Here is a 25,316-nt window from a genome sequence, read left to right on the forward strand (position 1 = left end):
GCCGTGTACGCTGCTCATGTGCACATGGTGCGGGCTGCGCACGCCGCGCGGTATCGGCCAAAAGGATGAAGGGCGCGCGGCGCCGGAACGCGCTAAAGTGCACGTGATCCGCGCCGCTGCCGGCGCGAGGAGCGCCCATGCACCGTGTCACCCATTACCGACGCACCGATGAAGGCATCGAGGCGATCAGCCTCGAGTCCGACCGCACGTTTCCGCGGCACGCGCACGACGACTTCGGGGTCGGCGTGATCGTCAGCGGCGCGCACCGGTCCTGGAGCGGCCGCGGGCAGGTCGACGCGCTGACCGGCGACGCGATCATGGTCAATCCGGGCGAGATACACGACGGCATGCCGATCGAAACGGGCACGGGCCGGCGTTGGCAGATGCTGTACCTTGCGCCCGTCCTGGTCGCGGGCGTCGCGGCGGAAGAAGGCCTCGGGGGCGTCGAGCTCGTACATCCCGCCGTGCGTGACGCGCGGCTCGCGGCCGCGTTCGGACGGTTGCATGCACGGATCGTCGCAGGAAACGACACGCTGCCGCTCGCCCGCGACGAGGCGCTCGTCACGCTGGTCGCCGGGCTGCTTGCGCGGCACTCGAATCGCGCGCTGCCACCCGCCGGCGTCGCACCGGCGATCCGGGTCGCCCGCGAGCGGCTCGATGCGGCGCCCGCCGCACCCGTTTCGCTGGCGGAACTCGCCGGCCTGAGCGGCGTGAGCCGCTTCCAGCTGCTACGCGGATTCGCGCGCGAACTCGGCATCACGCCGCATGCGTATCTGATGCAGTCGCGCACGCGGCTGGCGCGCGCACTGCTCGCGAACGGCCGGCCGATCGCGGATGCCGCGGCCGAAGCCGGTTTTGCCGACCAGAGCCACCTGACGCGCGCGTTCGCACGCCAGTTCGGGATCACGCCGGGACGATTCACGCAGGCAGGCTGAACAGGCCTCGCCGTCGCTGCGCGGCCACCGGTGCGCGACGATGTCGACCGTCGCCGTCCGGCACGTTGGATGGCGGCGCTGCCGGTCAACGGGAGACACCGGACGCATCGCCTTCCCGCTCACCCGCCCCGCTCGCCGACGCGCTGCAATTTCGTTCAAGACGCCCGTGCCGCCGCACGCGACGATGCGGCACATGAAGACACGACTGATCGGCTATCTCTATCTCGCCGCCGCAATGGCAGGCGTAGGCAGCACCGTCATCGCGAGCCGCCTCGCGGCCGGCGGCCTGCCGCCGTTCGCGGCCACCGCACTGCGCTTCCTGATCGCAACCCCGCTGCTGTTCGCGCTGATGCGAGCGCAGCGAATGCGATGGCCGCGGGTCTCCACACGCGACGCCGTGCTGCTGGTCGTGCAGGCTGCGGCGGGCGGGGTCGGCTATACGGTGCTGCTGATCATCGGCACGAAGTTGTCGTCGCCCATCGATGCAGGCGTGATGCTCGGCACGCTGCCGGCGATGTCGACGCTGATCGCGGCGGTCGTGCTGCGCGAGCGGCAGACGCCGCGCGACTGGGGCGCGGCCGCGCTGGCCACCGCCGGCGTGCTGTTCGTCACGTTCGCGCCCGGCCAGGCCATGCCGTCGCTCCCGACGCTCGCCGGCGACGCGCTGGTGCTGGCCGCCGTCGCTTGCGAGGCCGTGTTCATCCTGCTCAACCGGCGGCTGTCGGCGCCGTTGCCGCCGCTCGCGCTGTCGACGGCGATGTCGGGCCTCGGCTTCGTGCTCGCGCTGGTGCCGGCCGCGTTCGAATGGCACGCGCTGGCGACCGGCTGGAACATCGGCGCGGTGTCGGCGATCGCGTACTACGCGCTGGTGCCGACCGTGCTCGGCTATCTGTGCTGGTACGCGGGTTCGGCTCGCACGAGCGGCACCGAAGCCGCGCTGTTCACGGCGGTCGCGCCGGTCTCGGCCGTGCTGTTCGCGGTCGCGCTGTTCGGCGAGTCGCTGGGCGGCACGCGCGTGCTCGGCATCGCGCTCGTCGTCGCGGGGATGCTGGTGGGTGCGACGCGGCGGCGCGAGCCGCCGGCACGCATCACGTCAGCCGGTTGTCTCGATGGCTAGCCCGTTCGTCGATCGATGGCCATCACCGCCCACCATCGACGACTGTAGGAATGTGTCCGCACGCGGCAAAATCGTTGCGTACCGTCGCGCAAGATGCAATATTCGCGTGGCCGGGCCATTTGACCACCATCGAACAATAATTCGCATCGCCATGAACAAGAAGGAAGCCAAAACAAGAATCGCGGCGCTGCTGTCCGCGGGCGCGAGGAAAGCCGACGTGCTTGCCGAGCTGGCCGGACAGGGCCTCAAGGATCGCGTGCTCGCGCGCCTGATCGCGTCGCGCCCCGACCCCGAACTGTGCAGGAAAAACAAGGTGCATACCCGGGTCCTGATCGCGCTCGGCATCGCGCAGTTGTTGATCAGCGTCGCACTCGCCTATCTCATCCTGGTGGACGGACTCAACATGGGCGCCGCGGTGCTGTTCCTCGCGTTGACGGTGCCGCTGTCGCTGCTGTTCATCTGGGGCTTCGCGACCCATCGCGTCGGCGCGTATCACGCGTTCATCATTCTGTCGCTGCTGCAAGTGCCGAAGACCATCGCCGATCTCGGCCGCGATCCGTCGGCCGCGCTGCCGACCCTCGGCGTGACGGTCATCCTCGTCGGCTACGTCTGGTTCGTCCGCAACCGGCTGTTCCCGGACTTCGGCTGGTTCACGCCGCGCAAGGTCGAGGGCCGTTACGCGTTCGTGGAAAGTGCCTGACGCCGCCCACCGCGCGCCATGAAAAAGGCGCCGGGCCGTCCCGCGATCGCGGGACGGCCCGACGCCTTCTACATTCCGGAACCCGGTAGCTTACTTCGCCTTCTCGGCGGTATCGCTAATTGCCTGGCCACCCTTCGAAATGTCCTGTCCCACGCCTGCAACGGTATTGCAACCAGCGAGCGCGGCGGTCACGACCAGCAGCACTGCAGCAATCGTACGCGTCATTCTCATTCTCCTTGGAGTCAACATGCCCGGCCGGGCGAATCGTATGCGGCGTGATGCCCTGCGGCTCGCAGGACACGGGGCCTGACCTGATTATACGGAGACAGCCGCCGCGCGCCAGTGTTCGCCGGGCCGGCGTGACGCAGGCCACACGGGCCGTCGCGCAGATTTTCCTTGACTTCGGCCAGCCTCGAACTAATATACGCACCGCGTATATTTCTCATCAGGTGCCGCCGATGACCGTTCCCCAGCAAGCCTTCCTGCGCGACGCGATGCGCCGCCTCAACATGACCCGCGAAGCGTTCGCGAACCGCATCGGCGTAAGCCGCCGTGCGCTGGACACGTGGCTGTTGCCCGACGATTCGCAGGAATCGCGCGGCATGCCCGAGATCGTCGAGCGATTCGTGTCGGAAATCGTCGAACGCCCGGCACCGGACGGCGGGGACTATACGCAAAGCGTAGAAAAGCAGGGGCTCGCGAAGCAATTCCTGTTCGAAGGCAAGCCGCAGCTGATTTCCGTGGACCAGTTCTCCCGCGATTCGGTCGAGGCGCTGTTCCGCGTCGCCGACGTGATGCAGCCGATCGCGCGCCGCCACAAGATCTCCCGCGTGCTCGAAGGCGCTGTGCTCGGCAACCTGTTCTTCGAGGCCAGCACGCGCACCCGCGTGTCGTTCGGCGCGGCTTTCTGCCGGCTCGGCGGCTCGGTATGCGACACGACCGGCTTCACGTTCTCGTCGATGGCCAAGGGCGAATCGATCTACGACACGAGCCGCGTGATGGCCGGCTACGTCGACGCGCTCGTGATCCGCCACCCGGAGAAAGGCTCGGTTGCGGAGTTCGCGCGCGCGACCAACCTGCCGGTGATCAACGGCGGCGACGGCCCGGGCGAGCACCCGAGCCAGGCGCTCCTCGATCTCTATACGATCCAGCGCGAGTTCTCGCGGCTCGGCAAGATCGTCGACGGCGCGCATATCGCGCTCGTCGGCGACCTGAAATACGGCCGCACCGTGCACTCGCTCGTCAAGTTGCTCGCACTGTACCGCGGGCTGAAGTTCACGCTCGTGTCGCCGCCGACGCTCGAAATGCCCGCGTACATCATCGACCAGATCGCGACGAACGGCCACGTGATCGAGCAGACGAACGACCTCGCGGCCGGGCTGCGCGGTGCGGACGTCGTCTACGCGACGCGGATCCAGAAGGAGCGTTTCACCGACGAGTCGTTCGAAGGCTACACGCCGGATTTCCAGATCAACCAGGCGCTCGTCGATTCCGTCTGCAAACCCGACACGCTGATCATGCACCCGCTGCCGCGCGACAGCCGGCCCGGCGCGAACGACCTGTCGGTCGACCTGAACCGCGATCCGCGCCTCGCGATCTTCCGGCAAACCGACAACGGCATTCCGGTGCGAATGGCGATCTTCGCGGTGCTGCTCGGCGTCGAGAATCTGGTTCAACACTCGATGCGCGATGCGACGTGGCGCCCACCGGCGTACCTCGGGCCGGAGGATGCGGTGTTTCACGGGATTGATTGACCCGCATCCAGTGTCGCGCCCGTCCGGTCTTGAGACTGCTTCGGCTCAAGGGGCGCGCACAGAAGTAACGCACACGACGCGCCGCCTTGCACGGCGCGTTTTTCATTTTCGATGCAGATAATGCGGGAGCGGCCGGCCCCTGCGTCAGCTGGCCTGCGGGGTCGATCACGCACAAGCCCGCCGCTGCGAACGGCGCGACGTCGCGTGTGGCCACGATCAAGCCGTTCGCTGCGGCCGTTGTGGCGATAAAGCTATTGGCCGATGCCAGCGCGTTGTCCGTCGCACGAGCCTTCGCACGAAGGCTCGCAAATGCTTTGCTGGCTGCATCAGCGAACGCCAGGACCAGGCCGCGAAACAGCGGCACGATGCGCTCCTCGATGCTCTGGTGCAGCCAGTCCCGCCTCCGCCCTTCCGGCAACACCGCCACACCGCCACGGCGAATCGCATTTCCGCGAGACCGATTCGACCATCCTGCCCGCCCCGCAAGCGTTCAAACCCTCTGCAACATTCGTCAACACTCTCATCATAAATGCAAACAAGAACGCTTCTCATTTACTGAGAAATTACATAGAATGCCGCCTGAAACCAAATCGTAATAATTCCCGACGGCGTGCACATTCCCGTGGCGCGTCGTTCCGGGGGCCACACCGCGAGGTCGAAGCGCATCATGAAGTCCCGTCCTGAAGAGCTGAAGCTCGGCAAATTCACCACCCTGTGCAGCGTGCTCGCCGCGAGCCCGGCGTTCGCCGACGGCACGCCGCCGCCCGCACCGGTCAGCACCGAAGGCCATCTCGCGCCGATCGAGGTCCAGGGCAAGACCGAGCGCAGCTACAAGGCCGACTTCTCCGCATCCACGAAATTCACCGCGCCGCTCGTCGACACGCCGAAATCCGTGACCGTGATCCCGCAAGAGCTGATCCAGAACAGCGGTGCGGCAACGCTGACCGAAGCGCTGCGCACCGTGCCGGGCATCACGTTCGGCGCCGGCGAAGGCGGCAACCCGCTCGGCGATCGTCCGTTCATCCGCGGCTACGACACGCAAGGCAGCATGTTCGTCGACGGGTTGCGCGACACGGGCGCGACCACGCGCGAGATCTTCAACACCGAGCGCGTCGAGATCACCAAGGGCTCCGACGGTGCATACGGCGGCCGCGGCGGCGCGGGCGGCAGCATCAACCTGATCACGAAAGCGCCGCACCTCGGGACGACGGCTGCCGCGAGCGCCGGCCTCGGCACCGACCGCTACCGCCGCTTCACCGCCGACGGCAACTGGCAGTTCGCCGATCACGCGGCGTTCCGACTGAACCTGATGAGCCACAACAACGACGTCGCCGGCCGCGACGCCGTCAACAACGAGCGCTGGGGTGTTGCGCCGTCGATCGCGTTCGGTCTCGGCACGCCGACGCGCGTGACCGCGAGCTACTACCACCTGTCGACCGACGACCTGCCCGACGGCGGCATTCCGTACTTCTACACGACGGCGAACAAGCCCGCGAACGTCGACACGATCCATCCGGCGCCCGTCGACCGCCACAACTTCTACGGCCTGATCGACCGCGACTTCCGCAAGACCACGTCGGACATCAGCACGATCAGGATCGAGCACGACATCACGCCGAACCTGACGATGCGCAACACCACGCGCTACACGGAATCGACGCAGGACTACATCTGGACGCAGCCCGACGACAGCCAGGGCAACGTGGTCAACGGCAAGGTCTGGCGCCGCAACAACAACCGCAACAGCTCGATCAACAGCCTCGCGAACCTGACCGAACTGTTCGGCGAATTCCGCACCGGCCCGTTCAAGCACAGCTTCACGACCGGCATCGAACTGTCGCGCGAATGGGGCAAGCGCGATTCGTACACGGTCGCGACCGACAAGGGCACGATCTGTCAGAAAGGCATCGGCGCGCCGTCCGGCTACAACTGCACGAGCCTGTGGTCGCCGAACCCGAACGATCCGTGGGCCGGTTCCGTCACGCGCAACAACGACTATGCGCATGCGCGAACCACGACCAAGTCGATCTACGGCTTCGACACGATCGAGCTCACGCCGCGCTGGCAAGTCAACGCCGGCGTGCGCGTCGACGACTACTCGACCCGCTTCACCGACACCAGGGCGAACGGCGGCAAGACCTACACGCGCGACGACACGCTCGTGAACTGGCAGGCCGGCGTCGTGTTCAAGCCCGCGCGGAACGGCAGCATCTACGCGTCGTATGCGACGTCGTCGACGCCGGCCGGCATGCTGCTCGGCGAAGGCAGCGAAACGCAGTCGCTCACGCCCGGTCGCGGCGGCGTCGGGGCGAACGCCGATCAGCTGTCGCCCGAGAAGAACCGCAGCATCGAACTCGGCACGAAGTGGAACGTGCTCGACGACAAGCTGTCGCTGACCGCCGCGCTGTTCCAGATCGACACGACGAACGCCCGCGTGACGCTGCCGAACAACCAGTACGCGATGGTCGGCAACAAGCGCGTGCAGGGTCTCGAACTCGGTGTCGCGGGCCAGATCACGAAGCAGTGGCAGGTGTTCGGCGGCTATACGTACATGAAGAGCGAGCTGCGCGACAACGGCAAGGATGCCGCGAACAACGGCCACCGGTTCCCCAATACGCCGAAGCACAGCCTGACGATGTGGTCGAACTACGACGTGACGCCGAAGTTCACCGTCGGCGGCGGCGCGTTCTACATGTCGGAAGTGTTCGGCGATCCCGCGAACCTGCGTGCGGTGCCGTCGTACTGGCGCTTCGACGCGATGGCGCAATACCGGATCAACAAGAAGCTCGACCTGCAACTGAACGTGAACAACCTGTTCAACCGCACGTATTTCGATCAGGCGTATCCGGCGCACTATGCGTCGATCGCGCCGGGCCGCTCCGCGTTCGTCACGCTGAACGCGCGCTACTGATCGATGGAGACCGTCTCGCTGAAGGCGCTCGCGTCGGTGTCGCCGCGCGCGCTCGCCGACATCCTGGCCGGGCCGCCCGAGCGCGCCGCGGCGTGGGTCGCGGCAGCCGCCGAAAACGGGATCGTCGACGCGCAAGCCGTCTACGGCCAGTACCTGCTCGACGGGCACGGCGTCGCGCGCGATCCGGCCGCCGCATTCGGCTGGTTCCGGCATGCGGCACGAGCCGGTCACCCGATGGCGATGAACATGCTCGGCCGCTGCTACGAGTTCGGCTGGGGTACGGCCGCATGCGCACCGGTGGCCGTGTACTGGTACCGGCTCGCCGCGCAGGCCGGCCTCGACTGGGGCATGTACAACCATGCGACGGCACTCGCGCTCGGCAACGGCATCGCCGAGGATCGCGCCGCCGCGCTCGACTGGTTTCGCCGCGCCGCTGCGCTCGGCCATGCGAAATCGATCAACCTGATCGGCGGCTTCTACGAGGACGGCTGGGTCGTGGCCGTCGATGTCGACGCCGCGTTCGACCACTATCGCCGCGCCGCCGAGGCCGGTGATTTTCGCGGCCAGTTCAACTACGCGCGGCTGCTCGCCGATCGCGGGCGCGTTGACGAAGCCCTCGCCTGGCTCGCGCGCGTGCCGGCCACCGCCACCCCCGCATTCGTCGCGAAGATGCGCGCGTATCTCGCGTCGTCGCCGCTCGATGCGTTGCGCGCGGCGGCGCTGCAGCTGCCGTCTCATGACATGGAGTCCGAATCATGATGCTTCATATCCCCGGCGTGCTGACCAAGGCGCAGGTTGCGCAATGCCGCGAGATGCTCGATGCCGTCGACTGGATCGACGGCAACGCAACGTCCGGCACGCAGTCGGCGCTCGCGAAACGCAACCGGCAGTTGCCGGAAGGTTCGCCGGTCGCGCGCGCGGTCGGCGATGCGATCCAGGATGCGCTGGCCCGGCATCCGCTGTTCTTTTCGGCGGCGCTGCCGCTCAAGGTGTTTCCGCCGCTGTTCAATCGCTACGAAGGCGGCGAGGCGTTCGGCACGCATGTCGACAACGCGATCCGGCTGCTGCGCGGTACGGATTTTCGCGTGCGCAGCGACCTGTCGGCGACGTTGTTTCTCGAGGAACCGCACGCGTATGACGGCGGCGAGCTGTGCGTGGAAGATACATATGGCGTGCATCGCGCGAAGCTGCCGGCGGGCGATCTCGTGCTGTATCCGGCGTCGAGCCTGCATCGGGTGACGCCCGTGACGCGCGGCGAACGTGTCGCGTCGTTCTTCTGGATCCAGAGCATGGTGCGCGACGACGGCGATCGCACGCTGCTGTTCCAGCTCGATACGCAGATTCAGACGTTGTCGGCGGAAAAAGGCGCGAAGGATCCGATGGTCATTTCACTGACGGGGATTTATCACAACCTGTTGAGGAAGTGGGCGGATGCTTAGGGTGGCTTTTCGGATTCGTGCGTATGCGCACGTGAAGACGCTTTGGTGGCCGTCATCGACCCGTCGGCCAAATTACGACACCGACGGAGCCGGACTTCGGTCGACAGGCGATTCGTCTGACCGAACCGATGGCGACGCTCTTGCGAAACCGTCCGCTATCGATCAACGCACCGCCCCATACCGGTTTCACGCATTACCACGCGAATAGTGGCATTGGCGGCACTACGACCTCCATTGCCTCGCGATGCAAAGCGAATTGCTCGCCATATCCAGCCCCGTCGACGAAACATTGCTCGACGAACACACCCGCCGACGTTCTTTCCGACGACAACACCCCGCATCGGTAACATCCGCACTTGCCGATCCCCGCCCGCTCCCGCACAATCGGCCCACCTGCCTTCCTCCCCCCGCGCCGATGTCCTATGCGTCACTCGCCACCGGCGTCCTGCTCGCCGGCGGTCTCGGTCAACGCTTCGACCCGAGCGGTCTGCACAGCAAGCTGCTCGCGCTGCTTCCCGACGGCACGCCGGTTGCGGTCGCGGCTGCCCGTCGCCTCGCCGCGGCCACGGCCGACGTGATCGCCGTCGTGCGCCCCGGCGCGGAAAAACTCGCGATTCTGCTGAACGAAGCCGGCTGCCAGGTCGTCTACGCGCCCGACGCGATGCGCGGCATGGGCGCGAGCCTCGCGGCCGGTGTCCGTGCGACGCCGGAAGCAACCGGCTGGCTGGTCGCGCTCGGCGACATGCCGTGGATCGCGGCATCTACCTACGAAATGCTCACGCGCGCGCTCGACGCCGATGACGCGTCGATCGTCGCCCCCATCCATCGCGGCGTACGCGGTCATCCGGTCGGCTTCGCCGCGCACCATTACGGTGCGCTGGCCGCGCTCGACGGCGATACGGGCGCCCGCGCGCTATTCGCCAGCGCGTCGGTGAACCTGCTCGACGTCGACGATCCCGGCATCCTTCGCGACGTCGACACGCCTGCGGATCTGCGCTGACATCGGAACGCCCCGGCCGCGCCGCACATCGTGGATGCCGGCCTTCGCGCGATCCGGCGCGATACCTGCAGAGGCTCGCATATCGCCGGCAATCCGCATGCCGCTGCGAGAATCCCGCTGCAAACACCCGCCCGATTGCCTATAACGGAGACGAGGCACGCCCGCCGCGCCACCGCCGCCACGCATTACGCGAGTTTCCCATGGACCACACGACCCCGATGCCCGAGCCCCCGGCCGACCCGAACCGCGATCCGGAAGACGATCCGTTGTCGCCACCGCCACCGGGGCATCCTCACGACAACCCGCAGCAACCCGACGGACCGCCGAGCAAGGACCCGGTCTAGCCGGCATCCGCCCGTGCCATCCGACCTGCTCAGGCATTCGCCCCGACAAGCGACGGCCACCTGCCGTGCGAGTGCCGCCGCCCGCGCCCGCTACCGCGCCGTATACCCGCCGTCGATGGCCAGCGACACGCCGCTGATCATCGACGCCGCGTCGCTGAGCAGGAACAGGATCGGCTCGACCACCTCGTCCGGTTCCGCGAATCGCCCGAGCGGAATCGCCGCGAGCATCGGCGCGCGCTTCTCCGGCTCGCTCCACGCGAACTGCGCCATTGGCGTGAGCGTAACGGTCGGGTTCACGCTGTTCACGCGGATTCCGTGCGCGCCGAGTTCGATGCAGAGCACACGCGTCACCGCATCGAGCGCCGCCTTCGATGCGCAATAGCTCAGATGCGCCGGCAGGCCGACGAGCGCGGCCTGGCTCGATACGTTGACGATACTGCCCCGCGCGCACGCCGCGCCGCGCCCCGCGCGTTCGATCATCTTCCGCGCGACGGCCCGCGCAACCAGCGCCGCGCCGCGCGCATTGACGGCCATCACGCGATCGAAGTGCGCCGCACTCACCTCGAGCGCCGGTTCGAGCGACGCGATCCCCGCGCAATTGACAAGCCCGTCGAACGCATCGTGCACGGCGAGCGCCGCATCGATCGCGTGTTCGTCGCCGCAGATATCGATGCGCAAGGTTTCGCATGCGATCTCGCCCGCAAGCGAATCGAGCGCGGCCACATCGCGCCCCGCCGCGACGACCCGCGCGCCTGCATGGGCCAGCGCAACCGCGCAAGCGCGCCCGATCCCGCTCGACGCACCGGTGACGAGCACTCGCGCACCGCTGAAATCGAATCGTGTCTTCATGATGATGCGCGCAGTTCGTGCATGATCGGCTCGAGTGCCGGATACAACGCCGTATAAAGCGCGAAGCGCGCCGCATACGCATTCGCGCGCGCGGCATCGGGACGCGCGCGTTCGACGAGCGTGACCCAGCCGCCCTGCGCGTCGCCGTGCGACACCAGCCCCGCGCCGACGCCCGCGAGCAACGCGGCGCCCATCGCGGCTTCGACGTCCTGCTCGATCGTCCATACCGGAAAACCGGTCACGTCCGCGATGATCTGCATCCATAGCGCCGAATGCGCGGCACCGCCGACGACGATCAACCGGTCGTCCAGCGCCACCGCGCCGCGCCGGCCGGCCTCGATGTTGTGCCGCAGCGCGAACGCGACGCCTTCCAGCACCGCGCGATACAGGTGCGCGCGCGTGTGCGCGAGGCTCAGTCCGACGAATGCGCCGCTCGCCTTCGCGTCCCACACCGGGCTGCGTTCGCCCATCAGGTACGGCAGGAACAGCATGCCGTCCGCGCCGGGCGGCACGCTTTCGCCCGCTTCCTCGAGCAGCACGTGCGGGTCGCCGTGCGTCAGCAATCGCGCCGCATCGATCTCCGCATGACAGAACTGATCCCGGAACCACGCGACCGATGCACCGGCCGTGATCGCGCCGCCGAACACGTACAGGTCGCGCTGACCGTTGAACACGTGCGGCATGCTGACGAGCCCGTGCCGCGCATCGACGTGCTGGTTCACGTAGCCCCAGCACATGCTGGTGCCGATCATCGCGACATGCTGGCCGGTGCGCGTCGCACCGGCCGCGAAGGTCGCGACGGCCGCATCCACGCCGCCCGCGACGACCGGCGTGCCGGCCGGCAGGCCGAGCCGTTCCGTCCATTGCGACAGCAGCCCGCCGACGACGTCGGTCGATTCGACGAGCCGCTCGGGCATCATGGTCGCGGGGATGCCGAGCATGTCGAGTGCATCGTCGGACCACTCGCGGCGCGCGACGTCGTACACGCCGCCGATGTTGCCGGCCGAACTGTGGTCGACCGCGACTTCGCCGGTCAACAGATAGATCACGTACGCGTTCGGCGGCAGGAAATAACGCACATTCGCCCACACATCAGGGCGCTGCTCGCGCAGCCACAGCATCTTGGTGAACCCGTAGTAGCTGTCGACGCCGTTGCCTGTGATCACGCGCAGCCGCTCGACGTTCACGTTCTCGTTCACCCAGTCGACCTCCGCGGTCGCGCGCCGGTCCATCCAGATCAGGCACGGGTGCAGCGGCCGCATGTCGCTGTCGACCGGAATGCCGGAGCCACCGTACAGGCTGCTCACGCACATGGCGCGGATCGCGTCGGCCGGCACGCCGTGCGCGCGCGCGTCGCTCACGCAGCCCGCGATGCAGTCGAGCACCGCATCGAACCACACCTGCGGCCACTGCTCGGCCCACAGCGGGCGCGGCGTGTCGGGCTGGTAGCCGGCCGAACGGCGCGCGACGATCGTGCCATGCCGGTCGACGAGCAGCGCCTTGGTGCTCTGCGTGCCGATGTCGACGCCTATCACGTATTCCATGGTGTCTCCGGTGAGGGATCGCACGAGCCGTCGTTCAACGCGCCGGCTTCAGCAGCACCTTGATCGATTCGGGCGACTTCGCGACGCGGATCGCTTCGTCCCAGTCCTCCAGCGCGAAGCCGTGCGTGACGATGCCTTTCGACGTGACGAGTCCGCGCGCGAGCAGGTCGATCGCGACCGGATAGCAATATGGCCCCAGATGCGCACCGCGCACGTCGAGCTCCTTGCGATCGCCGATGATCGACCAGTCAGCGGTCGTGTCCTCGCCGAACACGCTGAACTCGACGAACCGGCCGAGCTTGCGGATCAGTTCCAGCCCCTGGTTCACGCCGACCGGCGCGCCGGTCGTCTCGATGTACACGTCGCATCCGTAGCCGTCGGTCAGCGCGCGGACGATCTCGCGCGCATCGTCGCGCGTCGGATTGATCGTCACGTCCGCGCCGTATTGCCGCGCGAGTTCGAGCCGCTCGTCGATCAGGTCGATCACGACGAGCTTCTTCGGCGTCTTCAGGTGCGCGACCTGCGTCATCATCAGGCCGAGCGGGCCCGCGCCTGCGATCACCACGACGTCGTCGAGCTGAAGGTCGCCACGGTTCACGGTATGGATCGCGCACGACAGCGGCTCGATGATCGCCGCATCCTCGAGCGACACACCCAGCGGAATCCTGTGCACGATCGCCGTCGGCGGAACGCGCATGTACTCGGCCATCCCGCCGTCGGCGACCTCGCGCTGGAAGCCGAAGATGTTGTGCACCTCGCACATCCAGTATTGGCCCGACTTGCAGTAGCGGCACTTCCCGCATGGCACGATCTGCTCGGCGATCACGCGGTCGCCCAGTGCGACGCCGAAATGCTCGGCCGCGCCGTCGCCGAGCGCTTCCACGTAGCCGAAGAATTCGTGGCCGGGAATCACGGGCGCCTTTACCCATGGGCTCGGGCCACCCCAGAACATTTTCGCGCCCGTGTAGCATTTGCAATCGCTCGCGCAGATCCCGCACGCGGCGATGCGGATCACGAGCTCGTTCGCGCCCGCGCGCGGCTTCGCGACCTGCTCGACGCGGTAATCCTCGGGGCCGTGGCAAACCACCGCGGTCATGCGCGGCTGGACTTCGGGTGTCGTCATGAGTTGTCTCTTCCGTTGATGTTTCGGATGTCTGATGAATGAATCGTTACCGCGACCGTTCGCGGCTTATGTAGATCGCGAGCAGGATGATTCCGCCCTTGATCACGTTCTGCACATACGGGTTCACGCCGATCATGTTCAGCCCGTTGTTGAGCACACCGAGCAGCAACGCACCGACGAGCGTGCCGAGGATCGCGCCGCGCCCGCCGGAGATCGACGTGCCACCCATCACGACGGCCGCGATGGCGTCGAGCTCGAAACCGACGCCGGCGTTCGGCTGCCCGCTCATCAGGCGCCCGGTCAGCACGATCGCGGCAAGCGCCGACGTGAGCCCGGCCAGCGTGTAGACGATCAGCTTCACGCGCGCCACGCGCACGCCGGTGAGCCGCGTCGCCTGCTCGTTGCCGCCGATCGCATACACGTAGCGGCCGAACGGCATCCGATCGAGCAGCAGCCATGCGATCGCGTAGACGACCAGCATGATCAGCACCGGCGCCTGGATGCCGAGCACCTTGCCGCTGCCGAAGAACGCGACCCAGTCGGGCAGCCCGTCGATCGGATAGCCGCCCGTATAGATCAGCGCGAGGCCGCGCGCGATGCCCATCGTCGCGAGCGTGACGATGATCGGCGGCATCCCCGCGAACGCAACGAACACGCCATTCAGGAAGCCGAACCCGAAACCCACCGCGATGCCGATCGCGAGCGCGGCGACCGCATTCACGCCGGCCAGCATCAACCCGGCCGCCAGCGTGCCGGACAGCGCCATGACCGAGCCGACCGACAGGTCGATCCCGCCGGTCAGGATCACGCAGGTCATGCCGACCGCGATGATCGCGTTGATCGACACTTGCCGCAGCACGTTCTCCAGGTTCGCGGCGGACAGGAAGCTCGGGCTCGCGATCATCATCGCGATGCACACGACGATCAGCCCGACGAGCGGATAGAACAGCGTCGAGTGCCGCAGTTGCGTCCACATCGCGCGCGGCGGCGGCATCTCGCCGGCCGCGGCCGCGAGTGTCGGGGAAGCCGGGGAAGAAGAATCAGGCAAGTTCATGGGTCGCTCCTCGCGTGCCGCCCGTGGCATGGGTCATGACCGTGTCGGGATCGATCTCGTCGCCTTCGAGCGTCGCCTCGATGCGGCCCTGCCGGAACACGGCGACGCGATCGCACATGCCGACGATCTCCGGCAGCTCGGACGAGATCATGATGATGGCGTAGCCGCGCGCGGTGAGTTCGCGCATCAGCCCGTAGATTTCTGCTTTCGCGCCGACGTCGATGCCGCGCGTCGGCTCGTCGAAGATCAGCACCGTCGCGTGGTGATTCAGCCACCGCGCGATCACGACCTTCTGCTGGTTGCCGCCCGACAGCGTCGCGACTTCGGTATGGATCGACGGCGCCTTCACGCCGACACGCCGCATCACGTCGTTCGTCGTACGGGCTTCACCGCGGCGATCGATCAGCCAGCGCATCGACCGGTACTTGCCGAGGTTGTTCAGCGAGATGTTGTCGCGAATCGAGAACGACGTGACGAGCCCTTCCGTCTTGCGGCTCTCCGGCAGAAGGCCGATGCCTGCGCGCAGCGCATCGGCCGGATCGGCGAGCTTCGCCGCCGCGCCGCGCACGCGCACGTCCTTGCGGTGCGCGCGCGTCGCGCCGATGATCGCGAGCGCGGTCTCGGTACGGCCGGAACCGACGAGCCCCGCGAAGCCCAGAATCTCGCCCGCATGCAGCGCGAAGCGGTTGACCGGGCCGTCGCGCTCGATCTGCAGCGCGTCGACTTCGAGCACGGCGGGCGCATCGGCGGCGCGCGCCGGCTTCGGCGGGAAGCTGCTTTCGAGCCGGCGTCCGACCATCATCCGCACCAGTTGCTCGACGTCCGTGCACGCGACGCCGGTGGTCGCGACATACTGACCGTCGCGCAGCACCGTGATGCGATCGCACACCGCGAAAATCTCGTCGAGATGATGCGAGATGAAGATCATCGCGACACCCTGCCGCTTCAGCTCGCGCATGATCGAGAACAGGCGTTCGGCCTCGGCCGGCGTGAGCGTGGCGGTCGGTTCGTCGAGGATCAGGATGCGCGCGTCGAGCGACAGTGCCTTGCCGATCTCGACGAACTGCTGCTGCGCGACCGACAGCGTGCGCAATGGCGCGTCGAGATCGATCGTCACGCCGAGCCGCGCGAAGATGCCGGCCGCGACGCGCCGCATCCGCGCACGATCGCGCACACCCCAGCGGGTGCGCAGCTCGCGGCCGAGGAACAGGTTGTCGACGGCATCGAGGTGCGGAATCAGGCTGAATTCCTGGAACACGATGCCGACTCCGGCCTCGACCGCGTCGTGATAACTCGCGAAATGCCGCGCGCTGCCGTCGATCTCGATCGTGCCGGCATCCGGCTGCTGGATCCCGCAGAGGATCTTCATCAGCGTCGACTTGCCGGCCCCGTTCTCGCCGAGCAGCGCATGAATCTCGCCGCGCGCGATTTCGAGGTGAATGTCCGACAGCGCCTTCACGCCGGGAAAGCTTTTCGTGATGTGATCGAGCGTCAGTATCGTGTCCATCGGCTTCTCCGTGCGAAGGGCGTCGGCCGGGCCGCCGCCCTCCACGTCGCGTTGCGCGTCGCTCACCAGCTGAATCCCTTGGCATTGCCGCGATCGACGACCTTCACGTCGACCGGAATCGCCTTCGGCACCGTCGCGCCCCACTTGCGCGCGATCGCGATGCCGAGCGCGATGCGCACCTGGTCGGCCGGGAACTGCGCGGTCGTCTCGATGAACTTCGAGTTCGGTTTCTGGATCGCCGCGATCGCCTCGGGGGCGCCGTCGACGCTGGTCAGCCTGATGTCCTTGCCCGATCCCTCGATCGCGGCGAGCGCGCCCATCGACCCGCCGTCGTTCACGCTGAAGATGCCCTTCAGGTTCGGATGCGCGGAGATCATGTTCTCCGTCACCGACAAAGCGGTCGCGCGCTCCTGCTTGCCGTTCTGCGTGTCGACCAGCTTCACGTTCGGGAATTTCGCAAGGCCGGCCTTGCATCCGCGCACGCGTTCGAGAATCGGCACGACCGGAATGCCGTCGAGGATCGCCACCTCGCCGCTGCCGCCGATCGCCTTCGCGAGGTATTCGCACGACATCACGCCCGCGTCGTAATTCTTCGAGCCGACGAACGAATCGACCGGGCCGTTCGCGTTCGCGTCGACGGCCACGACCACCGCGCCGGCCTTCTTCGCCTGCGTGATCGCCGACTGGATGCCGGTCGAATCGGTCGGATTCACAAGCAGAATGTCGATCTTCTTCTGCAGCATGTCCTCGACGTCGCTCACCTGCTTGCTGACGTCGTGATGCGCGTCCGTCACGACGACCTGTGCGCCAATCGACGCGGCCGCGTCGTTCAACGCCTTCTGCATCGTCACGAAATACGGGTTGTTCAGCTCCTGGAAAGTCATGCCGATCCGCAGCGGCGCCGCATGCGCGACCATCGGGAACCAGGTTGCGACAGCTGCCGCGGCAACGGCCGCGATGCGGGCGGCGCGGCGGCGGGATGAAGCGAGCGATGCGTGCGTCATGACGGTGTCTCCGGTTATGTGCGGTTTTTTCGTGGGTAAGCGAGCCCCTCGCGACGCGAACGGCGCGATCGGCTGGGTGAAACGGCAAGGAAAGTCAGGCGGGCGAATGCCCGTCGATCATCCGGGCTGCGGTACGAGCCCGAGCGCACCGGACGCGACCACGCGCGGCGGCATCGGATTGCCGGTGGGCGCGGCGTGCAGCGCGAGCTCGCGGCTGCGTGCGTTCAACCGCTGCAGCGCGCGGAATTCGGACGGTGCCATCCCCTTCACCGCGCGGAACTGGCGGTTGAAGTTGGACACGTTGTTGAAGCCGGCCTGGAAACAGATGTCGGTGATGTTCGCGTCGTCGGCGAGCAGCATCTGGCATGCGGATTCGATCCGCAGCCGGTTCACGTACTGGACGAACGGCAACCCGGTATGGCGATGGAACGCGCGCGAGAATGCGCTGACGCTCTGTCCGGTCAATTGCGCGAGATCGGATTCGCGCAACTCGGATGCGAGGTTCTTGCCGATGTACGACAGCGCGTGACTGAGCCGCGTCGGCGTCACGTGAGCCTGGTCGTACGCGGGACTCGCGAGCAGCGTGCGTTCGGCCGCGCCGCACAGCCGTTCGAGAATCGTCATGAACAGCGCGATGCGACGCATCCCGCGCGCGTTCAGCAGTTCATCGAACAGCGGTGCGATCGCGGCGCTCGTGTCGTCGTCGAAGCCGACGCCGCGCCGCGCGTCGTCGAGCAGCGCCTGCGCGTCGCGGCATTCGGGAAACGCGTCCATGCAGCGGCGCACGAACGACGGATCGAACTGGATCACCAGGTTACGGCGCTCGACGGTTTCCCCTTCGGCCATGTCGCTGACCCAGTTGTGCGGCAGGTTCGGGCCGAGCAACACGAGGTGGCCGGGGCCGAATGAGCCGATGTGGTCGCCGACGAAATACTTGCCGCTCGTCGCGACGATCAGGTGCAGTTCGAATTCGGGATGGAAATGCCAGCGGATCGTGCGGTACGGATAGCCGTGCGACCAGACCTTGAACGACTCGTCGCGTCGCACGTCGACCACTTCCAGATCGGGATGCATCATCCTGGCGTCTCCATTCCCATGTCTCGCTGGCCGGGCCGTTCGGCGGTTCGCCTCGTTCGCCGCGTGAGTCGTGCGGCAACGCGACCGGTCGCATGGAAAGCAATGTAGGTCGATCGCGTGCGCGGCTCCACCAACTTTACGCCTGATTTTCGATACTTTTTTGCAGGTTGCGGGTGGAAAGGGACACGAAACGCAAAATTGTGCGGTGCGGCACCCCGTCGACCGAACGCCGACGGGAAGTACGCGCGCGCCGCAGAACGGCCGCCATGCGGATCGACGACGGCCGCTGCCTCGGCTACGCCGCCGCGCTTTCCCGCGCGACACGCACCTCGTACGCCTTCAGGTGGTTGTGCGCGATCCGCAGCAACGACAACGCATCCGCCGCCCGCGGGTCACGGCGGGCAAGCAGGTCGCCGATCACGTGATCGGCTTCGACCCGTGCGCGGTTTTCGACGTCGCGCAGCATCGATGCGGTCAGCGGCGACGGCGTCAGCACCATCCGCTGCATCCGCTCGACCGCGGCGGGATCGGGCCTGTAACCGTTATGCGCGGCGATCGCGCTGCATTCGTCGAGCATCGTCTCGAGCAGGCGGCGGCCGTCCGGCGCGGCGAGAATGTCGCCGACCGAACCGCGAAACAGCGACGTGCTCGCCGCGAGCGTCGCGAGGAACACCCACTTGTCCCACATCCGCGCGGCGATGTCGTCGCTGAGCGTCGCATCGAAACCCGCGCCGCCGAGCACCTCGGCCACCGCGCGCACGCGCGCCGATTCGCCGCCAGCGAGTTCGCCGAACGACAGCCCCGCCGTGTCGTTCAGGTGCACGATCCGCTGCTCGCGATCGAGCGTCGCCGCGATCACGCACAGGCCGCCGAGCACCTGCGCGGCATCGAACCGGTCGCGCAGCACGTCGAGATGGCGCATCCCGTTGAGCATCGGCAGGATCAGCGTCGTCGGCCCGACGAAGGGCGCGAACGATGCGATCGCATCGTCGAGGCTGTACGCCTTGCAGCTCAACAGCACCAGGTCGAACGGCGCGGCCGCGTCGCTCGCGCGCAGCGTCTGCACGTTCGCGAGCGTCAGGTCGCCGCGCGGGCTGCGAATCAGCAGCCCGTCGCGCGCGAGCGCGGCCGCTCGGCCGTCGCGCACCAGGAACGTCACATCGCGCCCCGCCGCCGCGAGCCGGCCGCCGAAGTATCCGCCGACCGCGCCGGCCCCCACCACCAGAATTCGCATCGTTGCCTCCTTTCGGGTTCGTTCGACGCCGCCGCCGTTCGCCCGACCGTCGGGGCACGACGCGCAGCCGCCATCGCCCGACAGTATAGCGACGACGAGTATGTATATGCATAGATACCCGTACCGCGCGCGACGGTATCGCGCCGCTGCCGTTTCTAAGGGATTTCCCGCCTACGGCAACGTCCGCTTCATGCCGTCAAAGAATTATCCCGTCACGCCGTTCCGGCGCGCTTGTTCGACCGACCGACCTCACTACCCATGCGCACCCTTTCCCTGAACCAGAAACTCGCCTCGATGATCGTCATCCTGTGGCTCGGCCTGCTCGTGATCGCCGGCGTCGGCGCGTGGCAGACGCGCGCATCGATGATCACGGACCGCCGCGACCAGCTTGCGTCGCTGGTCGCGCAGGCGACGAACGTCGCCGACCACTACTACAAGCTGTCGCAACAGAACGCATTGCCGGAAGCGGACGCGAAGCAGAAGGCGCTCGAGGCGATCGCCGCGATGCGCTACGGCACCGACGGCTACGTCTCGATCAACGATTCGAAGCCGGCGATCGTGATGCATCCGATCAAGACCGAGCTCAACGGCAAGGACGTGTCGAATTTCACGGATCCGAACGGCAAGCACCTGTTCGTCGAGATCGTGAAGGCCGGCAACGTGGAGGGCGGCAAGGGATTCGTCGAATATCTGTGGCCGAAGCCGGGTGCCGACAAGCCGCAGGACAAGACCAGCGCGGTGCAGCGCTTCGCGCCGTGGGACTGGTATCTCGTGACGGGCATGTACACGGACGACGTGCGTTCGGCCGTGCTCGCGAGCGTCGGCCGCTGGCTCGCGATAACGGCCGTGCTCGGCGCGATCTCGACCGCCGTGATGGTGGTCGTGCTGAAAAGCGTGCGCGCGAACCTCGGCGGCGAGCTCGAAGTGGCGCTCGACGCCGCGCAGCGCATCGCACAGGGCGACCTGACCGGGCGCGTGAGCGTGAAGCACGACGACCGCGGCAGCCTGCTGCATGCACTGCATACGATGCAGAGCGGGCTGATCGACATGGTGTCGCGCGTGCGCGCGGGCACGGAGAACATCAACGTCGGCGCGAGCGAGATCGCGTCGGGCAACACCGATCTGTCGCAGCGCACCGAGGAACAGGCGGCCGCGCTCGTGCAGACCGCATCGAGCATGGACCAGATGACCGCGAACGTGAAGCAGAACGCGGACAGCGCCGCCCAGGCCGCGACGCTCGCGGGCCAGGCCGCGCAGGTCGCGACGCGCGGCAGCGAGGTGGTCGACGATGTGGTGCGCACGATGAACGAGATCACCGACCGCTCGCACAAGATCGGCGACATCATCGGCGTGATCGACGGGATCGCGTTCCAGACCAACATCCTCGCGCTGAACGCGGCCGTCGAAGCGGCGCGCGCGGGCGAACAGGGCCGCGGCTTCGCGGTGGTCGCGGCCGAGGTGCGCTCCCTCGCGCAACGCTCGGCGACGGCAGCGAAGGAGATCAAGTCACTGATCGTGTCGTCGAACGAAACCGTCGAGCACGGCGCGTCGCTCGTCACGCACGCGGGCGAGACGATGGCCGAGATCGTGCAGTCGGTGCGGCGCGTGAACGAGATCCTCGACGAGATCAGCCATGCGTCGCGCGAGCAGAGCGCGGGGATCGAGCAGGTCAACCGCGCGGTGGGCGAGATGGATCAGGTCACGCAGCAGAACGCGGCACTCGTCGAGCAAGCCGCGGCCGCCGCGCATTCGCTGCGCGACCAGGCCGAAGCGCTGCGCGACGCCGTCACGCGATTCGCGTTGCCGGCCTGACGTCGCTCCATCCGTCGGCATCCCGCCGGATTCCGACGGATTTCGCCTGACCGGCCGGCAATGCGCGGCCGGCCCCTGCACGACCCAGGCCCCTCTCGCGCTGCTTGCGCGCTTCGTCCACGCTTACCCCGCTCCGCCCGGCCGGCTCATGGCCTTGACACCGCCGAACCCGATCCCGGCCGCCCGCTGGACCAGTTCGATGTCGTTGGTCACGCCGAGTTTCTTCATCGCGCTGATCTTCTGCGCGCTGACGGTCTGCTTGCCCTTGTTCAACCGCTGCGCGATCGTCTTGATCGGCAGGCCGGCCAGATAAAGGCGCATCACCTCGATCTCGCGCGTCGACAGTTTCACCGGCGCCTGTTCGTGCTCGGCGACCGCATCGAGCGCGCGCCGGACGAGCGGCGACTGATAGCGCCCGCCGCTGTAGCTCGAATGGATCGCGGTGACGATGTGACCGACTTCGTCGAACTTGCTGACGAGGCTCGTGCCGCCTTTCGCGAGAATCGAGCGGAAGATCACCGGATTCTCGTTCCCGACGAGCGCGACGACTCCGACGTTCGGGCGCGTGCTGTGCAGCCAGTCGAACAGTGCGAGACCGTCCAGCTGCACGTCGCCGCGAATCGGATAGTCGACCAGCACGATGTCGCAGTCGAGGCGGCCGAGCACCTCGATCAGATCGCCCGGGGTCCGGGAGACGCCGACGAGATCGATTGCGCACGCGTCGCCTGCAATGTGCTCCATGCCAGCGAGCGTCAGCGGCGAGTCGTACGCGAAAACAGTGCGAATTCTGAATTTCCCCATGCGCAGTTCCAGAAGGTTCGCCGGGCCGCACGACGCGGAATGCGTGCGCGGCCGGATCGGCATTGAATCGACGTTCAGGATATTTTTATCCCGAACATCATTCTAGGCAGCAACGCGCGGCCGGGATATGGGGCGCCGTCTGAATTGATCCGTGCAGGCGTGATACGAGTTTGATATCGGCGCCGGTCGGCTCGTCCGGCGGCAGCCGGGGTCGGCCGGACGGCCGACGTTGCGGGTCGCGCGGGCCGCACGGACGGCCCGCGGGGTAAAATTGCGGCCTTTGCTTGCCACTCCGGGCGACCGGCCAGGGGCAGCGCGCCATTGCCGGCCGCGCCCGCCCGTTCGCCGGCTACCCGTACTCCCCGCTTCCCCCATGACCGAATCCGATCTGCAACCCGACGACACCACCATCCACGAAGACGGCCTCTGGCGCGACAACGGCTGGACGGCCCGCATCATCAAGAACGAGGACGACGACGGCTGGGCCGTCGAGATGATCAAGGACGGCGAAGCCGAGCCCGCGCTCGTCGGCCCGTGGACGATGGGTCGCGACAAGAAGAATCCGAAGCCGATGGATGCGAATGCGTTCCGCACGCTGGTGAAGACCGCGACCGAGGTGCTGATGCGACACGAGCAGCAACGCCGTGCGATGCTCCACAAGGAAGTGACGGTGCAGGACGACGCCGGACAGGATGTGTCGGTCACGCTCGACATCGTGCCGGACGAGTTCGAGCCGTATGCGCAACTGAAGGCGTTCGACCCGTACGGCGAGCTGCTGGCCGACGCGAAGGTTTCCGCCGGGTTCAAGCTCAACAAGGCCAGTGCCGCGCGCTGGGTCGAATCGGGCTTCGAACGGCCGGCCTGACGCCACGGGCCGGCGCCCGCGCGAGCCCGGGCCGCATGCCGCGCGGGCGCAACCGGCATCAGCCGTGCAGGCCGTGCGCGGTCATCAGGCGGTACAGCGTCGCGCGCGAGACGCCGAGTTCCGCCGCGACGTCGGCATGCTGGCGCCGATGCCGCAACAGCGTTTCCTCGATCGTGCGCCGCTCGGCCTGGCGGCGCGATTCCATGAGCGTCGGCGGCCGGTGCGACGTGTACTGGCTCAGTTCGAGATCGACGGCCGAGATCAGCGGGCCATTCGTCATCACGACCGCGAAGCGGATCCGGTTGATCAGTTCGCGCACGTTGCCGGGCCATGCATAGTCGTGGATCGCCTCGATCGCGCACGGCATGAAGCCGCGAATCCGGTGCGCGCTGTCGCCGCGATAGCGCCGCAATATGTGGTCGGCAAGCAGCATGATGTCGCGGCCACGCGCGCGCAGCGGCGGCTCGTCGATACGCAACACGCACAGCCGGTAGTACAGGTCCGCACGGAACCGGCCCGCGCGCATCGCGGCCTCGAGATCGACGTGGGTCGCGGACACAATCCGCACATCCACCGGAATCGACGCATGCCCGCCGAGCCGCTCGATCTTGCCCTCCTGCAGGAACCGCAGCAGGCTCGCCTGGCTCTCGAACGGCATGTCGCCGATTTCATCGAGGAACAGCGTGCCGCCATGCGCGGACTCGATGCGGCCGATCTTGCGCTGATGCGCGCCGGTGAACGCGCCGCGTTCATGGCCGAACAGCTCGGCCTGCAGCAGCGTCGCCGGAATCGCCGCGCAATTCACGGCGACGAACGGCGCGTCGGCGCGCGACGAATGCCGGTGGATCGCCGACGCCGTCAACTCCTTGCCGGTGCCGGATTCGCCGGCGATGAACACGGTGGCCTCGGTGTTCGCGACCTTGCGGATCGTCGCGAACAGACGGCGCATCGCGTCGCACGCGCCGATCATCGTACCGCCGGGCGGCGCGGCATCGGCGGCCGGATCGCCTTCCTCCAGTTTCAGCATCCCGTACGCATGGCCGACGAGATAACCGATCGTCGTATAGGCCGTCGCATTGCGCACGTAGCCGAAGCAGCACTGGCGGATCAGGCGCGCGATGGTGGCATCGCGCAGTCGCTCGTCGTCGGCGAGCGCGACCCAGCCGATCCGCGGATCGCGCAGCAGCGCCTCGAACGACGCGACGTCGGGCGACGCGAAGTCGTCGAAATCGACGATGCCCGCATGCAGGCGGTTCGCCTTCACGAGATTGAGTGCGTCCGCAACGGATTTCGCGCGCCACATGTCCCAGCCGCGCGACGCGAGACAGTCGACGAGCCCCGCATCGGGACGCTGCGACAGATACACGAGCGGGCGTGACTGCACGCTATGGAGACGCGGGACCGCGACGAACTGTGGCGTGCACGGGGCCCGTTCATCCTCCAGCGGGCCTGACAGTCTGATTGGGCAGCATTGGTTCACGATGGCCTCGCCGCATGGGGTTGTCTGGCGGAATGGACGGCGCGAAACGGTGCGCGGCAGGCCGCCCTGCCCACGCGCGACGCTGCCGGCATGTCCGCTCGGGAAAGTTTCGTCATCGGCAGAACACGACACGCTGCAGGTAGATCTGCGGTTCGACGACGGGCCGCGCGGTCTGGTTGAGATCCTCGCGATAAGCACGGTAGGTCTTGCCGTTCACCGTCACTTCCGTCGCAGTCGCCGTCTCGATCGTGTTCAGCCCTTTGCGCTGCCAGTCGCTGACCCGCGCCGACGCGGACACGCTCGACTCGCCGGCGATCTTCTGCGTGATCGCGCTGCTGTCGCTCCACGGCTGCGTCTGCATGTCCTCCGCGTGCTGCATCGCGCCGATCGTCTTGCCGGTCGGCGTCGGCCCGGTCTGCGCTTCGAACGGCGCGCCACGACCGTACACCGGCGATTGCCACGACGGTGCGTGTCCTTCCGCCGGCATCATGTAGATCATCTGCGGATCGCCGACCATCATCATCGGCACGCATGCCGTGTTGTCCGAGCGGCCGAGCGTCGTCAGCGCCTGCTGGACGCTCGCGGCATTCGCGAGGGTCTGCTCGCTCAGGATGACAAAGACCGCAGGGTTCTGGAAAACCGACTGCGCGGCGGCTTGTGTGCCGACCAGCATCAGCGCGACCAAAAAGATCCTCATGATTGAGGCCTCCTTGTACCCTCGTCAGGCAAAAAGAGGTGTTGACCTCGGGGAGGGACCAACACCCGT

At 67.2% G+C, this 25,316-nt stretch carries 23 protein-coding genes and 1 pseudogene; 11 read left to right on the forward strand and 13 right to left on the reverse strand.

Annotated elements, in window-relative coordinates; genetic code table 11:
- The first annotated feature begins 137 nt into the window (after nt 1-137).
- The 3 genes from BTE28158_RS03105 (at nt 138) to BTE28158_RS03115 (ending at nt 2,752) form a co-directional block, all read left to right on the forward strand.
- Nucleotides 138-935: an AraC family transcriptional regulator gene (locus tag BTE28158_RS03105; RefSeq protein WP_151049059.1), complete on the forward strand. Its 798-nt coding sequence runs from the start codon at nt 138-140 to the stop codon at nt 933-935.
- A gap of 193 nt (nt 936-1,128) precedes the next feature.
- A complete protein-coding gene (locus tag BTE28158_RS03110; protein ID WP_151049061.1) occupies nt 1,129-2,052 on the forward strand; it encodes a DMT family transporter in 924 nt (307 codons plus the stop codon).
- 151 nt (nt 2,053-2,203) lie between these two features.
- Nucleotides 2,204-2,752 (forward strand): permease, encoded by a 549-nt coding sequence (locus BTE28158_RS03115; protein WP_124628271.1) that lies wholly within the window; start codon nt 2,204-2,206, stop codon nt 2,750-2,752.
- Nucleotides 2,753-2,842: 90 nt separating this feature from the next.
- On the opposite strand, the gene BTE28158_RS03120 is transcribed toward BTE28158_RS03115, so the two are convergent.
- Nucleotides 2,843-2,977 carry an entericidin A/B family lipoprotein gene (locus tag BTE28158_RS03120; RefSeq protein ID WP_006752948.1) on the reverse strand — a complete coding sequence of 45 codons (135 nt, stop codon included), beginning with the start codon at nt 2,975-2,977 and terminating at the stop codon, nt 2,843-2,845.
- A 233-nt stretch (nt 2,978-3,210) separates the two neighbouring features.
- On the opposite strand from BTE28158_RS03120, the gene BTE28158_RS03125 reads away from it, so the two are divergent.
- Nucleotides 3,211-4,506 (forward strand): aspartate carbamoyltransferase, encoded by a 1,296-nt coding sequence (locus tag BTE28158_RS03125; RefSeq protein WP_059526663.1) that lies wholly within the window; start codon nt 3,211-3,213, stop codon nt 4,504-4,506.
- A gap of 157 nt (nt 4,507-4,663) precedes the next feature.
- Here BTE28158_RS03125 and BTE28158_RS33055 read toward each other — a convergent pair.
- Nucleotides 4,664-4,942, reverse strand: a pseudogene (locus BTE28158_RS33055) (PIN domain-containing protein); the annotation flags it as partial.
- 231 nt (nt 4,943-5,173) lie between these two features.
- Here BTE28158_RS33055 and BTE28158_RS03130 point away from each other — a divergent pair.
- The 5 genes from BTE28158_RS03130 to BTE28158_RS03150 all read left to right on the forward strand — a co-directional run bounded on the left by BTE28158_RS03130 (nt 5,174) and on the right by BTE28158_RS03150 (nt 10,200).
- Entirely contained in the window at nt 5,174-7,417 is a 2,244-nt protein-coding gene (locus BTE28158_RS03130; protein ID WP_151049063.1) for a TonB-dependent receptor, read from the forward strand.
- A 3-nt stretch (nt 7,418-7,420) separates the two neighbouring features.
- On the forward strand, nt 7,421-8,176 hold the full coding sequence (locus tag BTE28158_RS03135; RefSeq protein WP_151049065.1) for a tetratricopeptide repeat protein: 756 nt from the start codon (nt 7,421-7,423) through the stop codon (nt 8,174-8,176).
- Nucleotides 8,173-8,856, forward strand: a complete 684-nt coding sequence (locus BTE28158_RS03140) for a Fe2+-dependent dioxygenase (protein ID WP_151049067.1) — start codon at nt 8,173-8,175, stop codon at nt 8,854-8,856. The genes BTE28158_RS03135 and BTE28158_RS03140 overlap by 4 nt, the downstream gene beginning before the upstream one ends.
- Before the next feature lie 415 nt (nt 8,857-9,271).
- Nucleotides 9,272-9,856: a nucleotidyltransferase family protein gene (locus BTE28158_RS03145; protein WP_151049069.1), complete on the forward strand. Its 585-nt coding sequence runs from the start codon at nt 9,272-9,274 to the stop codon at nt 9,854-9,856.
- Between the two features lie 200 nt (nt 9,857-10,056).
- Complete coding sequence (locus BTE28158_RS03150) at nt 10,057-10,200, forward strand: hypothetical protein (RefSeq protein ID WP_006752960.1); 144 nt, start codon at nt 10,057-10,059, stop codon at nt 10,198-10,200.
- A 90-nt stretch (nt 10,201-10,290) separates the two neighbouring features.
- Here BTE28158_RS03150 and BTE28158_RS03155 read toward each other — a convergent pair whose 3' ends face one another.
- The 8 genes from BTE28158_RS03155 to panE all read right to left on the reverse strand — a co-directional run bounded on the left by BTE28158_RS03155 (nt 10,291) and on the right by panE (nt 19,592).
- Nucleotides 10,291-11,049, reverse strand: a complete 759-nt coding sequence (locus BTE28158_RS03155; RefSeq protein WP_151049071.1) for an SDR family oxidoreductase — start codon at nt 11,047-11,049, stop codon at nt 10,291-10,293.
- Nucleotides 11,046-12,593 (reverse strand): FGGY-family carbohydrate kinase, encoded by a 1,548-nt coding sequence (locus BTE28158_RS03160; RefSeq protein ID WP_151049073.1) that lies wholly within the window; start codon nt 12,591-12,593, stop codon nt 11,046-11,048. The genes BTE28158_RS03155 and BTE28158_RS03160 overlap by 4 nt, the downstream gene beginning before the upstream one ends.
- A 34-nt stretch (nt 12,594-12,627) precedes the next feature.
- The gene (locus tag BTE28158_RS03165) at nt 12,628-13,716 is read right to left on the reverse strand and encodes an alcohol dehydrogenase catalytic domain-containing protein (RefSeq protein WP_151049075.1); all 1,089 of its coding nucleotides are present in this window, start codon (nt 13,714-13,716) and stop codon (nt 12,628-12,630) included.
- A 46-nt stretch (nt 13,717-13,762) separates the two neighbouring features.
- Nucleotides 13,763-14,770, reverse strand: coding sequence for an ABC transporter permease (locus BTE28158_RS03170; protein ID WP_151049077.1), 1,008 nt, complete (start codon nt 14,768-14,770; stop codon nt 13,763-13,765).
- Nucleotides 14,757-16,277 carry a sugar ABC transporter ATP-binding protein gene (locus BTE28158_RS03175; RefSeq protein WP_151049079.1) on the reverse strand — a complete coding sequence of 507 codons (1,521 nt, stop codon included), beginning with the start codon at nt 16,275-16,277 and terminating at the stop codon, nt 14,757-14,759. The genes BTE28158_RS03170 and BTE28158_RS03175 overlap by 14 nt, the downstream gene beginning before the upstream one ends.
- Before the next feature lie 62 nt (nt 16,278-16,339).
- Nucleotides 16,340-17,281 (reverse strand): substrate-binding domain-containing protein, encoded by a 942-nt coding sequence (locus BTE28158_RS03180; protein WP_151049081.1) that lies wholly within the window; start codon nt 17,279-17,281, stop codon nt 16,340-16,342.
- Between the two features lie 117 nt (nt 17,282-17,398).
- Nucleotides 17,399-18,358: an AraC family transcriptional regulator gene (locus BTE28158_RS03185; protein ID WP_059600066.1), complete on the reverse strand. Its 960-nt coding sequence runs from the start codon at nt 18,356-18,358 to the stop codon at nt 17,399-17,401.
- A gap of 295 nt (nt 18,359-18,653) precedes the next feature.
- The gene (panE, locus tag BTE28158_RS03190; RefSeq protein ID WP_151049083.1) at nt 18,654-19,592 is read right to left on the reverse strand and encodes a 2-dehydropantoate 2-reductase; all 939 of its coding nucleotides are present in this window, start codon (nt 19,590-19,592) and stop codon (nt 18,654-18,656) included.
- 258 nt (nt 19,593-19,850) lie between these two features.
- Here panE and BTE28158_RS03195 point away from each other — a divergent pair, with 258 nt between their 5' ends.
- Complete coding sequence (locus tag BTE28158_RS03195; RefSeq protein ID WP_151049085.1) at nt 19,851-21,404, forward strand: methyl-accepting chemotaxis protein; 1,554 nt, start codon at nt 19,851-19,853, stop codon at nt 21,402-21,404.
- Nucleotides 21,405-21,527: 123 nt separating this feature from the next.
- On the opposite strand, the gene BTE28158_RS03200 is transcribed toward BTE28158_RS03195, so the two are convergent.
- Complete coding sequence (locus BTE28158_RS03200; protein WP_151049087.1) at nt 21,528-22,205, reverse strand: LuxR C-terminal-related transcriptional regulator; 678 nt, start codon at nt 22,203-22,205, stop codon at nt 21,528-21,530.
- A gap of 373 nt (nt 22,206-22,578) precedes the next feature.
- On the opposite strand from BTE28158_RS03200, the gene BTE28158_RS03205 reads away from it, so the two are divergent.
- Nucleotides 22,579-23,070: a hypothetical protein gene (locus BTE28158_RS03205; protein ID WP_059600069.1), complete on the forward strand. Its 492-nt coding sequence runs from the start codon at nt 22,579-22,581 to the stop codon at nt 23,068-23,070.
- A 58-nt stretch (nt 23,071-23,128) separates the two neighbouring features.
- Here BTE28158_RS03205 and BTE28158_RS03210 read toward each other — a convergent pair whose 3' ends face one another.
- Together BTE28158_RS03210 and BTE28158_RS03215 are read right to left on the reverse strand one after the other, a co-directional pair.
- On the reverse strand, nt 23,129-24,550 hold the full coding sequence (locus BTE28158_RS03210) for a sigma-54 dependent transcriptional regulator (RefSeq protein WP_151049089.1): 1,422 nt from the start codon (nt 24,548-24,550) through the stop codon (nt 23,129-23,131).
- Between the two features lie 112 nt (nt 24,551-24,662).
- Nucleotides 24,663-25,247 (reverse strand): hypothetical protein, encoded by a 585-nt coding sequence (locus BTE28158_RS03215; RefSeq protein ID WP_059600071.1) that lies wholly within the window; start codon nt 25,245-25,247, stop codon nt 24,663-24,665.
- Nucleotides 25,248-25,316 lie beyond the last annotated feature (69 nt).

The organism is Burkholderia diffusa (assembly GCF_902499115.1).
In the GTDB taxonomy this organism is placed as follows: domain Bacteria; phylum Pseudomonadota; class Gammaproteobacteria; order Burkholderiales; family Burkholderiaceae; genus Burkholderia; species Burkholderia diffusa.